Source organism: Rhodanobacter sp. LX-99 (assembly GCF_018599185.1).
Taxonomy (GTDB): domain Bacteria; phylum Pseudomonadota; class Gammaproteobacteria; order Xanthomonadales; family Rhodanobacteraceae; genus Rhodanobacter.
This window is the reverse complement of the sequence record NZ_JAHFVL010000001.1, coordinates 1,440,668-1,455,003: the sequence shown is the minus strand read 5'-3', so window position 1 is coordinate 1,455,003 and position 14,336 is coordinate 1,440,668. Positions and strand designations below refer to the sequence as shown.

Genomic DNA, 14,336 nt, shown 5'->3' with positions numbered 1-14,336 from the left:
GTTTCGCGCATGTGCCTGATCGCGTTTGCCTGGAACACACATCCGCGCTGGCGCCTGCTGCTGGCCGGCAATCGTGATGAATTCCATGCGCGGCCCAGTGCGGCGCTGGCGCGCTGGGACGACGCGCCGATCGTCGGCGGGCGCGACCTCGAGGCCGGCGGCACCTGGCTGGGCGTTGCCGACGGCGGGCGCTGCTGCGTGGTGACCAACGTGCGCGACCCGCGCGATCCGCAGCTCGGCACCTCGCGCGGCCTGCTCGCCACCGACTATCTTCGTGGCGATGTCGATGCCGCCACGCACGCGCGGCAACTGCTGCGCACGGCCGCCGACTATCGCCCGTTCAACCTGCTTACCTTCGATGTGCGCGAGGCGTTCTATTTGGGCAACCGACCCGAACCCCGCGCGCAGGCGGTGATCCCCGGCGTACACGGCCTGTCGAACGCCGACTTCAACACGCCGTGGCCGAAGACCCGCGCGCTGATGCAGCGGCTGCAGCAGTGGATCGATGCTGGCGGCGACGCGGATTTCGCGCCGCTGTTCGAGGCGCTCGCCGACGAGCGGCAGGCGCCGGAGGCACAGCTGCCGGATACCGGTGTGGGGCTGGAGCGCGAGCGCTGGCTGTCGTCGGCATTCATCCGCGGCGAGCAGTACGGCACCCGCGCCAGCACCGTGGTGGCGATCGGCCACGATGGCCATGGCGTGATCGCAGAGCGGCGCTTCGGGCCGAACGGCCGCTTCCACGGCGAGACGATGCTGCGCTTCGGCGAGCTGGCGCTGCAGCGCTAGCCCGGCGCCTACGCATGCGATCGGCATCGGCGGCTGCCTGCGCCGATGACCGCTGGCTAGCCTGTCGCCAGGTCCACGGAACGGAGCGGGCACATGCACAGGGGATGGTTTTCGCTGGTCGTCGGGATGCTGCTGTCTGGCGCCAATGCGGCGCATGCGGCCGCTTGTCCGGACTGGTCGCCGGCGCGGGCGCGGCAGGAGCTTGCCGCGCTGCATGACCGGCTGGATGGCTGGAATCATGCGTACCGCGTCGAGGGCCAATCGCCGGTGAGTGACGCGGTCTACGACCAGGCCATGCAGCGCCTCGCCGCATGGCAGCGCTGTTTCCCCGCACAAGCGCCGGCGCCGCTGGCGCATCTCGCCGACGCCGGCGGCCGGGTACGTTCGCCGGTGGCGCAGACCGGCCTGGCCAAGTTGCCGGATGCCGCCGCGATCGGCGCATGGATGCACGCGCACGGCGACCGCGATCTGTGGGTACAGCCGAAGGCGGACGGCGTGGCGGTGACCTTGCTGTATGTGGACGGCCAATTACATCAGGCGAGCAGCCGCGGTGATGGCCTGCACGGCTCGGACTGGACGCGGCTGGCGCAGGCGATCGCGGCGATTCCCAAGCACCTGCCGAATGCACCCGCGCGCGTAGTGCTGCAGGGCGAGCTGTACTGGCGCCTGCCCGGCCACGCGCAGGCCGACGACGGCGGCGCCAATGCGCGTTCGACGGTGGCCGGCGCGCTGGCGCGCGATGCGCTGGATGCCGACAGCGCCGCGCAGATCGGCCTGTTCGTGTGGGACTGGCCCAGCGGTCCGGCCGACATGCCGTCGCGGCTGGCTGGCCTGGCGGCGATGGGGCTGGCCGACAGCGTGACGTATACGCGCCCGGTCGCCACGCTGGATGAAGTGAGGCAGTGGCGCGAACGGTGGTATCGCCACGCGATGCCGTTCGCCGCCGACGGCACGGTGCTGCGCCAGGGCCATCGGCCGCCGGCCGCGAGCTGGCAGGCGGCGCCACCGGACTGGGCGGTGGCGTGGAAGTACCCGGCCGCGTCGGCGCTGGCCGAGGTGCGCGCGGTGGACTTCACGGTCGGCCGCAGCGGCCGCATCACGCCGGTGCTGGAACTGGAGCCGGTGCAGTTGGACGACCACCGCGTGCAGCGGGTCAGCGTGGGTTCGCTCAAGCGCTGGCAACAACTCGACATCCGCCCCGGCGACCAGGTCGAGGTGATGCTCGCCGGACTGACCATCCCGCGCCTGCAATCGGTGGCGTGGCGCACGCAGCAGCGCGTGCCGGTGGCGCCGCCCGATCCGCGGGCGCACGGCCCGCTGAACTGCTGGCAGGCCACGCCCGGCTGCGAGCGGCAGTTTCGCGCGCGGCTGGTGTGGCTGGGCGGCCGGCAGGGGCTGCAGCTGGAGGGTCTTGGTGCGGATACCTGGCAGGCCTTGATCGATGCCGGACTGGTCCATCACCTGCTCGACTGGATGAGCCTCACGCCTGAACAACTGGCGACCGTGCCCGGCCTGGGCGCCGGCCGTGCTGCGGCGCTGGCGCGCAGCTTTGCCGGTGCCCGCGATCGCCCGTTCGCGCGCTGGCTGCAGGCGCTCGGCGCGCCGGCCAGCGTTGCTGCCGGACTGTCCCACTGGGCCGCACTGAGCGCGCGCGAAGCGAACGACTGGCAGGCGCTCGCCGGCATCGGCGCCGGTCACGCGAACCAGCTGGTGGCGTTTTTCGGCTGTCCCGAAGTTCGCACGCTGGCCGCACGCCTGCATGCGGCCGGCGTGCAGGGTTTCTGAGCGTCAGCTTTTCAACTCGCCGTCGTGGTAGTACCAGCGGCCGTCTGCGCGCACGAAGCGGCTGGTCTCGTGCTGGCGCTGTGCGCGGCCGCCGCCGAGGCGGTAGCGGGCGACGAACTCCACGATGGCGTGGTCGTCGTCGACGCGTTGCTGGCGGCGCACTTCCAGCCCCAGCCAGGTCGGCGGCGGCTGCTGCGCGGACAACCGCAGCGAGGCCGGCCGCGTGTCGGGATGCCAGCTGGCGAGCAGGTAATCCTCGCGCTTGAGCACGTAGGCGCTGTAGCGCGAACGCATCAGTTGTTCGGCCGTGGCGGCGATGGCGCCGTCGTGCAACGGCCCGCAGCATTGGCTGTAACCGGCCGGGTTGCCGCAGGGGCAGGGAGTCAGCGTGTCGATCGACTTCATGCCGCCTTTGTACCCGGTTCGGCGCGATCGTGCAGGCGCGGGTATTCAGCCGCGCATGCGCCGCCACACGCGGCAGCGGTTGTTGGCCGGCATCGCGATGTCGGCGAGCAGGCGGAAGCCGGCGGCGTCGGCCAAGGCGTCGACGGCTCCGGCATCGCGGATTGCCATATGTGCACCGCGCGCCTTGAGCCACTGGTCGAACGCGGCATTGCTTTCGCTGCTGTAGCGATCCTGCTCGTTGAACGGGCCGTAGACGATCAGGACCGCGTCGTCGGTGGCGACCGCGGGCAATTGCGCGAACAGCCGCTGCACCTCGGGCCAGGCCATGATGTGCAAGGTGTTGGCGCTGAACACGGCGTCGAACGGCCCCGCCGGCCAGCTGCCGTTGACGTCGAACTCCAGCGGTGCCGGCGTGTTCGGCAGTGCCGCTTCATCCAGCCAGGCGCGGATGCCGGGCAGGTTCTCCGCGCGATCGGAGCTTTGCCAGGTCAGCCAGGGCAGTGCCGCCGCGAAGTGCACCGCGTGCTGGCCGGTGCCGCTGCCGATCTCCAGCGCCTTCCGGCGATCGGAAAAATACTCGCGCAGCACGCCGAGGATCGGTTCGCGATTGCGCTCGCAGGCGGGCGAGTACGGTTTGATGGCCATGGTCAGAGCAGCGGGAGTTGATCGCCTTCTGCATCGCGTGCGACTTCAGCTCGACGAATCATCTGCCGAACCGCGGGAACCGCATGCATCGGAACCAGGGTCACATCGGGGTGGTCGTGCGCAAAGACGCGGAACACTTCATCCGCAAAGGCCTGGCCGATGCTGGCGACCGCTTCGAAGTCGAGTACCACGGTGCGGAACCGCTCTACCCGTTGCATCAGGCGCTTGGCTTGCGAGCGCGAGATCAGGTTCTCGTCACCAGCCTTGGCCAGCCTGACCGGAACGACTGTCTTGGCGAAGGTGTAATCGTCCGGTCCGCTGGAGAATTGGTCGAAAATTTCCTTGGCCGTCCTGGTGGTGTCGGCCCTGATTTCCATGAGCACCGCCGTGCCATGGCCGACATGGCGCATGTCAATGTCGAAAAGCAGGTCGTCGCCCGCTCCATCGTCGTGGTCGAAGACCAGATCGCCGGAAGCGATCTGGAAACGGTCGAACATGCGCGAAGTGAAAAACACGCCTTCGCCGGAATGGCGCCTTGGATCGGTGGTCAACTTTCCCTTTGAAAGCTCAAGCAGTGCCAGCCGCTCGTCGGGAAGATCCAGCGCGCGAGTGATCTTGCGGAAAATGCCGACTCCATCGTCCGCCACCATCATGGCGATCTGGCGGTCGTTGCGATCCAGGAGAACCCTGAGGTGTTTCCCTTCGGAGTGATCGATGGCGTTGTTGACCATTTCGGTCAGGCCGTGGTGGCTAATGTCGACGATGTTCGCCGGCAGGCCTTTCAGCAGTGGCGCGATATCACTTGCCCATACGCGATCCTCGGCGAGACCGTGCAGCAGATGACGAAAAGTGGCGCGACGGGAGGTGCCGGGACGGTAGGTTGGTCGCGTTGTTCCGACCTTGGCCAGATAGCCTTCACCGATCAGCGCGCGCGCGCGCGTGGCTACGGCGGCGCGGCTGAGCCCCAATGCGTCGGCGACGACGCGCACCAGGTCGTTGGGATGGCTCTGGACCTGGGCCAACAACATGGCATCAATTTCCGCGGAACGGCTGGGTCGGGCCATGGGAGCACCATAAAGTATGCGGTGCTTATTGGATAGTTATCTGGCTCCATTGTAAAGTTATGAAGGGCTTTGGTTCCTTCAAACCAGCGAGATGCCGGCGTAAAGGACGGAGCCGGTGTCAGACCGGGTGGCCGCGCAATACGCGCGCCGGCAGCATCAGCAAGGCGCCGAGGAAGGCGAACACGGCGCTCACGGTGATGCCGACCAGGCGCAGCGGCAGCAACAGCAGCCACACGATCGGGTACAGCACCAGCGCCAGCAGCGCGAGCGGCCAGCAGAACACCAGCAGCAACAGCCAGAGCAGGAAACCGGTCATGCGTCGTTCCTCGCGGGTGGGGACAGCGCAGACTCTAGCGCAGGTCGAGGCCCGCGCGCAGGTGACTCCCGGCACCCCTCACGGCATCGGGTTCACTCCGATCAGCCGCAGGTGCAGCCACAGCGCGAAGGCCGCCCAGGCCGCGACGCCGATCACCACGGCCAGCACGTCGCCTTGCAGCCTGCCCGCCGGGTAGACGGTGCCGGCCAGCCGATCGCGCCGGCGCGACGCGATGAACAGCACCACCGCCCACAGCAGGAAGGCGCCGAACAACAGCGCGTCGTGCAGCATGCCGGTGGCCAGCAGGTGGCCGAACGCCCACACCTTCACGCCGAGCAGCATCGGGTGGCCGAATTTCGCCTTGAGATGGTTGCGCGGGACATAGGCGGCAGCCACCAGCACGAACGCGACCAGGGTGAACAGCGCGTTGGCGTGGCGCAGGGCCAGCGGCGGCACGTACAGCAGCACCGCATGCTGGCGCGCCAGGCCGAAGCCCCAGCAGATCAGCGCAAAGCCGATCAGCGATACCAGCGTGTACAGGCCTTTCCAGCGCAGCTCGCCCAGCCGCGCCACCTGCCGGTTGCGCCAGCCGTCGGCAAACAGGCGCAGCGAATGCACGCCGAGAAAGATCAGCAGGCCGAGGATCAGGATGGACATGAAGTTCGCCTTAGCTCAGGTGGGTGGGGCCCGAGTATAGGCGAGCGCGGCGGCCGATCAGGGGGCGCAGGACTCGATCCGGACGACCAGCGCCAGCGCGCCGTCGCGCAGCGTGACCGGATCGACCGAGTGCGGCAGTGGGCGCCATGCGTCGCCGGCATGCAGCCGGCCGCCGGCGGTGTCGATCACGCCACGGGCGCAGAACACCAGCACCGTCGCCGGGTCGGTCTTGCGCGTCGTCGGTCGGCTCCACACCTGCACTTCGCCGCGCGCCTGCGCGCGCCGCACCATCAGGTTGAAGTCGCGGCTGGGGCCGCCGGCGAGCACCACGTCCACTTTCGCCTCGCCGGCAAACGCGAACGGTGCGAACGGCGTGGTCAGCGCGTGCACGCGGCCGTCGTCCAGCGTCATCGTGAAGCCGGCGCCATCGAGCAGCGCGATCTGCCGGTCGATGCCGGGAAACGCGGAGAACGGCGCGGCGCTGTCGACCTCGGCCACGCTCACCCGCCACAGGAAACCGTCGCCGCCGTCCACGGACGGCTGGACGGCTATTTCTCGGGTACGGCCCAGGCCGTTCTTCCACGGCTGCGAAGGGCGGTCGGCCAGGCGGATGATCATGCGGTCCTCTCGATGACGCGCTGGAACGGCGGCAGCGCCTTCAGCATGCCGCTGCCGTAGCGCTTGGTGACCACGCGGCGGTCCAGCAGCACGATGCGGCCGCGGTCGGTCTCGTTGCGGATCAGGCGGCCGCAGTACTGGGTGAGCAGGCGCGTGGCCTCGGGGATGCTGACCTCGATGAACGGGTTGCGCCCGCGCGATTCCAGCCACTCGGCATAGGTGGCGCCGACCGGGTCGGTAGGCACGGCGAACGGCAGCTGGGTGATCACCACTGTCTCGCACAGCTTGCCGGGCAGGTCCAGGCCTTCGCCGAACGAGGCCAGCCCGAACAGCGTGCTGCCCTTGCCGGCTTCGATGTCGGCGCAGTGTTCGGCGACCAGCTGCGACTTGCCCAGCGAGCCCTGCGCGCGCACCTTGCGCACCTGCGCGATCGGCAGCTTCTGCAATACGCGGTCGAGCTTCACGCGCGAGGTGAACAGCACCAGGTTGCCGGCGTCCCAGTCGAGGTTCTCGGCCAGCCATTCGCTGATCTCCTCGGCGTGCGCCTCGCGCGCATCGGGCAGGGTGCGCATCGCCGGCACTTCGAGTCGTGCTTGTGAAGCGAGGTCGAACGGCGAGGGCAGGCTCAGGGTCACCGCGTCGTCGGGCAGGCCCACGGCGTCGGCGAAGCCGCGGAAGTTGCCGCCCGCGCTCAGCGTGGCCGAGGTCATCAGCACGCCGCTGGCGTTGCCCCACAGCACGCTGCGCAGCAGGCCGGCGGCGGATACCGCCGAGGCGTGGCAGACCAGTTGCTGATCGGCACCCAGGGTGACCCAGCGCGCCAGCGGCGGCGCGTCGTCGGGATCGTCGCTGGACCACGCGCGCCAACAGGCCGCCTGCTTGCCGATGCGCTCCAGCGCGATGCCCAGTTCGCGCGACAGCGCTTCCTGGGTCGGGCCGCCGTCGGTCATCTCGACCACCGCGCGGCGCACCGCGCCGAGCCAGCGCTGCACTTCGCCGGTACTCAGGCTGAGCCCACGCGCATGTTCCATCCACGATTCGGGAAGTTGGCCCAGCGAGCCGCGGTACATCGGTTCGGTCTCGGCCGGATCGGGCAGCCAGCCGAGGCGGATTTCCTTTTCCAGTTCCTCCAGCGCGTCGCCGAGTTCCTGCAGCTTCGCGTCGCCGGCATCCAGCGTGAGCTTCCCCAGCGTTTCCTTGTCGGTGAGCGAGTAGGCCGCGTGCACCTGCCGGCCGAGCCGGCTCAGCTGGCGCACGGTGGCGGTCATGTAGACCTCGGCCGCGCCGCGGTCGATCGCCTTGCCCGGCACGTGGTGGCCTTCGTCGAAGATGTACAGCGTCTCGTCCGGCCGCGGCAGGATCACCCCGCCCCATGCCTGAACACCGCCGCCCTCGTCCTCGCCCGGCATGGTGAGGTCGGCCAGCACCAGGTCCTGGTTCGCCACGATGATCTCGGCGTCGTCCACCGCGCGGCGCGCGGCGAAGAACGGGCAGATCATGAACTGGCCGCACTTGCGGTTGGTGCAGCCGCCGGCGCTGGTGGTGATCATCGGCCGCAGCAAGTCGCTGACCGGCTCCGGCGCGCTGTCCATGTCGCCGTCCCACTCGTTGCGGTCGAACGCAACGCGCAGTTTCGCCAGCGCCTGCTTGTCGCGCGCCTGCGGCGGTTTGGTCCACAGCACCAGATCCGCGTCGAAGCCGGCCAGGCCCATCTGTGCGGTGTCGTTGATGCTGTTCGCCGCCGTCATCAGGTTGCGCGGGCACAGGTAGCGGCCGCGGCCTTTCGCCAGCGCCACCTTCGCCTCGATGCCGTTGAGCTGCAGATACAGCGGGATGTCGCGTCGCACCAGCTGCTCCTGCAACGCCACGGTGGCGGTGGCGATCAGCAGCTTCTTCTTCTGGAAGCGCGCCACCGCGACGCCGGCAATCAGGTAGGCCATCGACTTGCCGGTGCCGGTGGGCGCTTCGATCACCGCCACCCCGCCGCTGCGGCCGAAAGCCTTGGCCACCTCGGCGATCATCCGCCCCTGCGAGGCGCGCGCGCGGAAGCCCGGCAAGCCGTCCTTCAGGCGTGCATAGGCGGCGCGGATGGCGTCTTTGGTGGTGTCGGCGAGCATGGACGGATCGGGAACCTGTGCTGCGGGTGGCGCATGAAGCCGCGTAAAGCATGGCGGCGGCCGACGGCGCCGGGCCGGTCGGTGCAGTCGGGCAGTTTATCGGTATTGCGCGTTCGCCCGCATGGGGGCAGGCTCAGCGAAGCCCGACGCCAGCGTGGCGCGCCCTTTTGAGGGGTGCTGGCCCATCGGCGTTGGCGGGCCCGCGCCTGGGGGGAGCTCCATCGATGAAGCATGCCGATGCTGTTGAGCCGATGCCGCACGACGGATCGTTGCAGCTGAGCTGGCTGGCCCGGCTGATCGTTGCGCATACGCCGGAGGAGGTGGCCGAGGCGATCGCTGCGCTGGCCCAGGCCAGGCCGGGCTGCGTCGCGGCCAGCGTGCGGTGGGGACTGGATGGTATGGCGGCCGCGCCCGGCCTGGCGACGGCGCCGTTCGCGGCGGCGGACGGACCCTGGCTGGCCACCGCCAGCCAGGGGGGCGGCCCGCATTGGCATCCGGACCGCCAGCGCGTGGCGATCCGCTTGTGCGCGAAGCCCGAGCCGGCCGTGCTGCTGTTGCAACTGCAATCCGCGCATGCCGATGCGGATTTCTTCGCGGAGCTGGAGGTGCCGCTGCAACTGGCCGGCCAGCACCTGCGGCGGGCGCTGGAGTGGGCCGAACTGCAGGATTCGCACGAGCAGCTTGAGCGTTCGGAGAACCTGCAACGCGCGCTGTTCGCGATCTCCGACCTTGCCGGCTCCGAGCGTGACATGCCGGACATGTTGCGCGGCATCCACGCGATCGTCAGTACGCTGATGTACGCCGAAAATTTCTTCATCGTGCTGCACGACGCGGCGCGCAGCACGATCCGCTTCCTGTATTTCGTCGATGTCGAATCGCCACCCCCGTTCGAGGTTGGCAGCGACCTGCCGTTGAGCGTGATCGAGCACTCGCTGACCTGGTACGTGATCAGCGACGGCAAGGCACGCATGGGCGATGCCGAGGAGCTGCGCAAGCAGGTGACCGGGCCGGTGACGCTGATCGGCCCGGACAGCTACGACTGGCTGGGCGTGCCGATGCTGCGCGACGCTCAGCCGTGTGGCGCGCTGGTGGTGCAGAGCTACCGGCCGGACGTCGGTTTCAGCGAAGAGGACCTGACTCTTCTGGAGTTCGTCGGCAGCCACATTCTCACCGCGCTGGAGCGCAAGCAGGGCAAGGAGGACCTGGAACACCGCGTGCAGTTGCGCACCCAGCAACTGGCCGAAGCGAACCGCGGCCTGCAACTGGAGATCCTGGAACGGCAACGCGCCGAGCACCTGCAGGCCGCGCTGTTCCAGATCGCCGAGCTGGCCACGGCGGACATCGACCAGGACGCGTTCTATCGGCGCGTGCACGCGGTGGTCGGCGAGTTGCTGAATGCGGAAAACTTCTTCATCGCCTTGCTTTCCGACGATCGCCTCCGGCTGACGTTTCCCTACTCGGTGGACGCGGTGCTGGCGCCGCCGGCCGAGCGTCCATTGGGCCGCGGCCTGAGCGAGTACGTGCTGCGCCTGGGGCGGGCGCTGCGCGTCGACAATGCCGATATCGAGGAACTCGACCGGCGCGGCGAGATCGCGCCGGGGCGGATGGGCTCGCCGGCGATGTGCTGGCTGGGCGTGCCGCTGATCGTGGCCGACGAGGTGATCGGCCTGGTCACCGTGCAGAGCTACCGGCCCGACGTGGTGTACGGTCCGGCCGACCAGGAACTGCTCAGCTTCGTCGCCTCGCAGGTCGCCAACAGCCTGACCCGGCGCCGTTCCGCCGAATCGCTGAAGCGCGCCTACGAGCAGCTCGAACACCGTGTGGAGGAACGCACGCTGGCCTTGCGCAAGGAAATCATCGAACGCGAGCGCATGCAGGACCAGCTGCGCCACCAGGTCATGCACGACTCGCTGACCGGCCTGCCGAACCGCAGCTACCTGCGCGACCGCATCGATCGCGTGCTGGCCACCATGCGGCGCGAGCCGCAGCAGCGTTGCGCGCTGCTGTACCTGGACGTCGACCGCTTCAAGATCATCAATGACAGCCTCGGCCACCTGGCCGGCGACGACGTGCTGAAAGAGGTGGCGACCCGCATGGCCAGTTGCGTGCGCCATCCCGATCTGGTGGCGCGCTTGTCCGGCGACGAGTTTGCTATCCTGCTGGAACAGGACGACCTGCCGCAGGCGGCCACGACCGTGGCGCAGCGCGTGCTGGACGCACTGGGTGCGCCGATGCTGGTCGCCGGCAAGGAACTGCAGGTGACCGCCAGCGTGGGCATCGCGATCGGCGACGACCACTACGCGGCGGCCGACGAGGTGCTGCGCGACGCCGACATCGCGCTGTACCGGGCCAAGGAACTGGGGCGCAAGCGCTTCGAGCTGTTCGACGAGACGCTGGCCAAGAACGTGGTCGACGTGCTGGCGCTCGAGGGCGAACTGCGCCAGGCGCTGCTGCACGACCAGTTCGAGCCGTATTTCCAGCCGATCTGCGGACTCGATGGCGGCAACCGGGTGCTCGGCTACGAGGCGCTGATCCGCTGGAACCATCCGCAGCGCGGCGTGCTGCGGCCCGGCGATTTCCTGAAGATCGCCGAGGACAGCGGGCTGATCGAGTCGATCGACTGGCGCATGTTCGAACTCAGTTGCCGGCTGCTGTTGCAACACGCTCGCACCGATACCTTCCTGACGGTGAACGTCTCGGCGCTGCACCTGCGCCATGCGGATTTCGACCGGCGCCTGATCCATCTGCTGGAACGCACCGGCCTGCCGCCGTCGCGGCTGGTGGTCGAGGTCACCGAAGGCGCGCTGCTGGACAATCCGGAGCGCGTGCGCGCCACGCTGGAACGCCTGCGCGCGATCGGCGTCGGCGCGGCGCTGGACGATTTCGGCACCGGCTACTCCTCGCTCAGCTACCTGCACTCGCTGCCGCTGCGCATCCTGAAGATCGACCGCGCATTCGTGCAGGAGCTGGACAAGGACGCCAACACATCCAGCACCACGGTGGTGGCGGCGATCCTGGCGCTGGCGCGCGCGCTGAACATCCAGGTGATCGCCGAGGGCATCGAAACCGCGATCCAGCACGGCGCGCTGATGGCGATGAGCTGCGAGATGGGCCAGGGTTACCTGCTCGGCCATCCGGCGCCGATCGCACACTGGCTGGAGCCGCGTGCCGTCGACGCGTGAGCGCGGGGCTACGCGCTGGCGACGATCTGCCGCAACGCCTGCTCGAACGCTTCCGGCGGCTGCCCGCCGGAAATCAGGTGCTGGCCGTTGACGATGGTCGCCGGCACCGAGTGGATGCCGCGGCTCTGGAAGAACTGCTCCTGCGCGCGCACCTCGTCGGCAAACTCGTCGCCGGCGAGAATCTGCCGTGCGCGATCGGCATCCAGGCCCGCTTCGGCAGCCAGCCGCAGCAGCGTGTCGTGCGCGCCCACGTCCTCGCCGTCGGTGAAATAGGCGCGAAACAGAATCTGCTTCAGCGCGAGCTGGCGACCCTCCAGCTCGGCCCAGTGCAGCAGCCGGTGCGCGTCGAAGGTGTTGTAGACGCGGCTGCGCCGGTCCATGTTGAACGTGAAACCCAGCGCCGCACCGCGGGCGCGGATCGCCTCCCGGTTCGCCATGACCTGCTCGACCGAACTGCCGTACTTGCGTGCCACGTGCTCGGTGGAATCCTCGCCTTCGGGCGCCATCCGCGGGTTCAGCTCGAACGGCTGGAAATGGATCTCCGCGGCGACCTCGCCCTGCAGCTTCGCCAGCGCCTGCTGCAGCGAAGCCAGGCCAATCGCGCACCACGGGCAGGAAACGTCCGAGACGAAGTCGATGCGTAACGGCGTGGCAGTATTCATGGCGGAACCTTGGGGCAGGGGATGGTGATCGGGTTCGCCCGAGATGGAGGCGATCGCCGTTCTACACAAGCGCCGTGGGGTCAGTTGCCCTTCGGATAGCCGCGCTTGAACTTCAGCTCTATCTCGGCATCCAGATCATCGCGGTCGTCCTTCGCTTCCCAGTGGCCGTACGGCATGCGCAGCGCGTGCGGCAGCGCGCCGTCGACGTAGCGACGCTCCTTCGCGGGCGATTCGATTTCGTACTCGGGAACGAGCACCAACTCGTGCTGGCGCGCCCAGCCCCTTGAGCAGATCCTTAGAACGCCTCGCGCACCACGCTTTCGCGATGGGTGCCGCCGACCTGGCGCAAGGTGGCCAGGTCGTTGAGGTAGTGCTGGATGAGGGTGCGTGACATGGGGTATGCCTGGTACGCGAGGGCGCGGCCTACGGGTTGGCCGGTGGCTGGACAAGCCGGCTCAATTTTTCGCGCGCGCTGTCTGCCAGCAACGAGGGCAACTGATCGAGGATCGGGTGGGTGAGGCCTTCGCGCTGCATGCTGCGGGCGAGTTCGTCGGCATGGTCAGGCAGGGCTGCAGCCATGCCGGCGATGCGCGCCAGCGCGGCGTCAGCATTCACCCGAAGATCGCGCAGCAGGGTTTCCCAGTGGTGCCGGCGGATGTCGCGCAGGCGGTAGGTGTTGCCGATCTTCATCGCCATCGCCAGCTTGTCCTGACGTAGCGCCGGGTACGGCAAGGCACTGCCGAGGTCGTACAGCGGCGCCAGACGGATGCGGCCGCCGCTGCCGAACAGCAGGGCGTAGTTCTTCGCGTGCGCATTGGTGCCGGCGATCAGCCAGTTGAAGGCCAGTGCGTCGATGAAGGTGTCCACGTCGCGGCTCGGCGCGCTGGAATGGGTGCGCAGCACCTCGGCAATCGCGACCGGGCCGGGACCGCCATCGCTCTGGTACTTGCGCGTGGGCGGCACGGCGAGTGCCTGGCACAGGTCTTCCTGATGCACGCGCAGCAGCTGGCCCTGCTGTTCGATGCGGTCGAAACGGGCGACCACGATGGCGGGTTCGCCATCGAATTGCCGCACTTCGGAATGCGCCACCGGCAGGCCGAGCCGGCGCGCCAGGGCGAGGCAGAAGTGTTCGTTTTCGGCGTGGCCGTCAAACGCGCCGGTGGGTGGCTTCAGGATATGCGTGGTCGGTGTGCGGCCGGCCGGCACGCCCCAGCGGCCATCGCGCAGCAGCAGCGCCGTCTTTGGTTGCGCGCCAGCGAGGCTGAACTGGCCATGGTCGGTGGCGCGCCGGGTGGCCGAGGGGTCCTGGCGCAAGGCACGAAGTCGCTCTCCGATCTCGGCTTCGTCCAGCCAGCCGATGTCATCGACAACCGGATTCTGCAGTGCACCCAGGCGATCCGCCGGCACGAATTGCACCGCACCGGCGCAATCTTCTCCGATGTGCGCCAGCAGGCCGTACGCATTGCGCGCGGAGACGCGGAGACGGCTGGCCCAGCGCGCCAAGGTCTGCTCGTTGTCCGGCAGCAGACCCCACAGGAAGGCGTCGACGACGGCGTGCGGGTGTCCGGCACGCACCAGCGGCATCGACAACGACAATGGAATCGCATCCGGACGCTGGCGCCAGTCGTCGGCGTAATCAAAACGCAGACGACCGGTGCGCTCGCGGGTGATCGTGCCGATGACCGCGCCGTTCATCACGGCGATCAGCGGGTGGGTCGTCATCACGGCAGCCGGGCCGAGTCGACGATGGCGTCGATGTCGATGTCCGGCGCGTCGGCAATGCCGCCGAAGGATGGGGTCAAACCGACCTGCAGTGGCGTATCGAGTGCATTGAGTGCGCGCAATACCAGGCCGATTTCCGCGCGCGGCTTGCCGCGCTCGACTTCCACCACCCATTGCCGGCTGACACCGATGCGTCGGGCCAGTTCGGCCTGATCAAGCCCGGCCTTCTGGCGATGCTCGCGCAGCAATGCACCAATATCCTGCGGGGTCCGGATGAACATGATGGCCTCGAAGTCGCCGTACGACGACATATGGCAATGTCAGCGAACGTCGACATACTAGCATTGTCGCCGTTCGCTGACAACGGCTGGCTTATC

14 protein-coding genes are annotated in these 14,336 nt (G+C 68.6%); 3 read left to right on the top strand and 11 right to left on the bottom strand.

Translation table 11 applies throughout. The features are described 5' to 3' along the window. Positions 1-9 precede the first annotated feature (9 nt). Complete coding sequence (locus KK131_RS06880) at positions 10-786, top strand: NRDE family protein (protein ID WP_214555930.1); 777 nt, start codon at positions 10-12, stop codon at positions 784-786. Between the two features lie 93 nt (positions 787-879). Next, positions 880-2,571 carry an NAD-dependent DNA ligase LigB gene (ligB, locus tag KK131_RS06875; protein WP_214555929.1) on the top strand — a complete coding sequence of 564 codons (1,692 nt, stop codon included), beginning with the start codon at positions 880-882 and terminating at the stop codon, positions 2,569-2,571. Positions 2,572-2,574: 3 nt separating this feature from the next. Here the strand turns inward: ligB and KK131_RS06870 are convergent, their stop codons facing one another. The 7 genes from KK131_RS06870 to dinG form a co-directional block, all read right to left on the bottom strand. After that, entirely contained in the window at positions 2,575-2,976 is a 402-nt protein-coding gene (locus tag KK131_RS06870; RefSeq protein ID WP_214555928.1) for a YchJ family metal-binding protein, read from the bottom strand. A 45-nt stretch (positions 2,977-3,021) separates the two neighbouring features. Further along, positions 3,022-3,621, bottom strand: coding sequence for a DUF938 domain-containing protein (locus KK131_RS06865; RefSeq protein WP_214555927.1), 600 nt, complete (start codon positions 3,619-3,621; stop codon positions 3,022-3,024). A 2-nt stretch (positions 3,622-3,623) separates the two neighbouring features. Beyond that, positions 3,624-4,685 (bottom strand): DUF4325 domain-containing protein, encoded by a 1,062-nt coding sequence (locus KK131_RS06860; protein WP_214555926.1) that lies wholly within the window; start codon positions 4,683-4,685, stop codon positions 3,624-3,626. 118 nt (positions 4,686-4,803) lie between these two features. Further along, positions 4,804-5,001: a hypothetical protein gene (locus tag KK131_RS06855; protein ID WP_056388106.1), complete on the bottom strand. Its 198-nt coding sequence runs from the start codon at positions 4,999-5,001 to the stop codon at positions 4,804-4,806. Between the two features lie 78 nt (positions 5,002-5,079). After that, complete coding sequence (locus tag KK131_RS06850; protein ID WP_214555925.1) at positions 5,080-5,658, bottom strand: NnrU family protein; 579 nt, start codon at positions 5,656-5,658, stop codon at positions 5,080-5,082. 57 nt (positions 5,659-5,715) lie between these two features. After that, positions 5,716-6,276: a HutD family protein gene (locus tag KK131_RS06845; RefSeq protein ID WP_214555924.1), complete on the bottom strand. Its 561-nt coding sequence runs from the start codon at positions 6,274-6,276 to the stop codon at positions 5,716-5,718. Then, entirely contained in the window at positions 6,273-8,393 is a 2,121-nt protein-coding gene (gene dinG / locus KK131_RS06840) for an ATP-dependent DNA helicase DinG (RefSeq protein ID WP_214555923.1), read from the bottom strand. Before dinG ends, KK131_RS06845 begins: the two co-directional genes overlap by 4 nt. A 224-nt stretch (positions 8,394-8,617) precedes the next feature. Here dinG and KK131_RS06835 point away from each other — a divergent pair, with 224 nt between their 5' ends. Next, positions 8,618-11,575, top strand: a complete 2,958-nt coding sequence (locus KK131_RS06835) for an EAL domain-containing protein (RefSeq protein WP_214555922.1) — start codon at positions 8,618-8,620, stop codon at positions 11,573-11,575. Positions 11,576-11,583: 8 nt separating this feature from the next. Here KK131_RS06835 and KK131_RS06830 read toward each other — a convergent pair whose 3' ends face one another. From KK131_RS06830 to KK131_RS06815, 4 genes are all read right to left on the bottom strand, one after another. After that, positions 11,584-12,237 carry a DsbA family oxidoreductase gene (locus tag KK131_RS06830; RefSeq protein WP_214555921.1) on the bottom strand — a complete coding sequence of 218 codons (654 nt, stop codon included), beginning with the start codon at positions 12,235-12,237 and terminating at the stop codon, positions 11,584-11,586. Positions 12,238-12,317: 80 nt separating this feature from the next. After that, complete coding sequence (locus tag KK131_RS06825; protein WP_214555920.1) at positions 12,318-12,494, bottom strand: hypothetical protein; 177 nt, start codon at positions 12,492-12,494, stop codon at positions 12,318-12,320. Between the two features lie 166 nt (positions 12,495-12,660). After that, entirely contained in the window at positions 12,661-13,959 is a 1,299-nt protein-coding gene (locus tag KK131_RS06820) for a type II toxin-antitoxin system HipA family toxin (protein WP_214555919.1), read from the bottom strand. Next, positions 13,959-14,270: a helix-turn-helix domain-containing protein gene (locus KK131_RS06815; protein ID WP_214555918.1), complete on the bottom strand. Its 312-nt coding sequence runs from the start codon at positions 14,268-14,270 to the stop codon at positions 13,959-13,961. Before KK131_RS06815 ends, KK131_RS06820 begins: the two co-directional genes overlap by 1 nt. Positions 14,271-14,336 lie beyond the last annotated feature (66 nt).

Bases quoted from the DNA above. Each gene is read 5' to 3' on its own strand.
- KK131_RS06845 (WP_214555924.1), bottom strand. From the start codon at position 6,276: ATGATCATCCGCCTGGCCGACCGCCCTTCGCAGCCGTGGAAGAACGGC.
- dinG (WP_214555923.1), bottom strand. From the start codon at position 8,393: ATGCTCGCCGACACCACCAAAGACGCCATCCGCGCCGCCTATGCACGC.
- KK131_RS06835 (WP_214555922.1), top strand. From the start codon at position 8,618: ATGAAGCATGCCGATGCTGTTGAGCCGATGCCGCACGACGGATCGTTG.
- KK131_RS06865 (WP_214555927.1), bottom strand. From the start codon at position 3,621: ATGGCCATCAAACCGTACTCGCCCGCCTGCGAGCGCAATCGCGAACCG.
- KK131_RS06870 (WP_214555928.1), bottom strand. From the start codon at position 2,976: ATGAAGTCGATCGACACGCTGACTCCCTGCCCCTGCGGCAACCCGGCC.
- KK131_RS06880 (WP_214555930.1), top strand. From the start codon at position 10: ATGTGCCTGATCGCGTTTGCCTGGAACACACATCCGCGCTGGCGCCTG.
- KK131_RS06815 (WP_214555918.1), bottom strand. From the start codon at position 14,270: ATGTCGTCGTACGGCGACTTCGAGGCCATCATGTTCATCCGGACCCCG.
- KK131_RS06830 (WP_214555921.1), bottom strand. From the start codon at position 12,237: ATGAATACTGCCACGCCGTTACGCATCGACTTCGTCTCGGACGTTTCC.
- ligB (WP_214555929.1), top strand. From the start codon at position 880: ATGCACAGGGGATGGTTTTCGCTGGTCGTCGGGATGCTGCTGTCTGGC.
- KK131_RS06820 (WP_214555919.1), bottom strand. From the start codon at position 13,959: ATGACGACCCACCCGCTGATCGCCGTGATGAACGGCGCGGTCATCGGC.
- KK131_RS06850 (WP_214555925.1), bottom strand. From the start codon at position 5,658: ATGTCCATCCTGATCCTCGGCCTGCTGATCTTTCTCGGCGTGCATTCG.
- KK131_RS06855 (WP_056388106.1), bottom strand. From the start codon at position 5,001: ATGACCGGTTTCCTGCTCTGGCTGTTGCTGCTGGTGTTCTGCTGGCCG.
- KK131_RS06860 (WP_214555926.1), bottom strand. From the start codon at position 4,685: ATGGCCCGACCCAGCCGTTCCGCGGAAATTGATGCCATGTTGTTGGCC.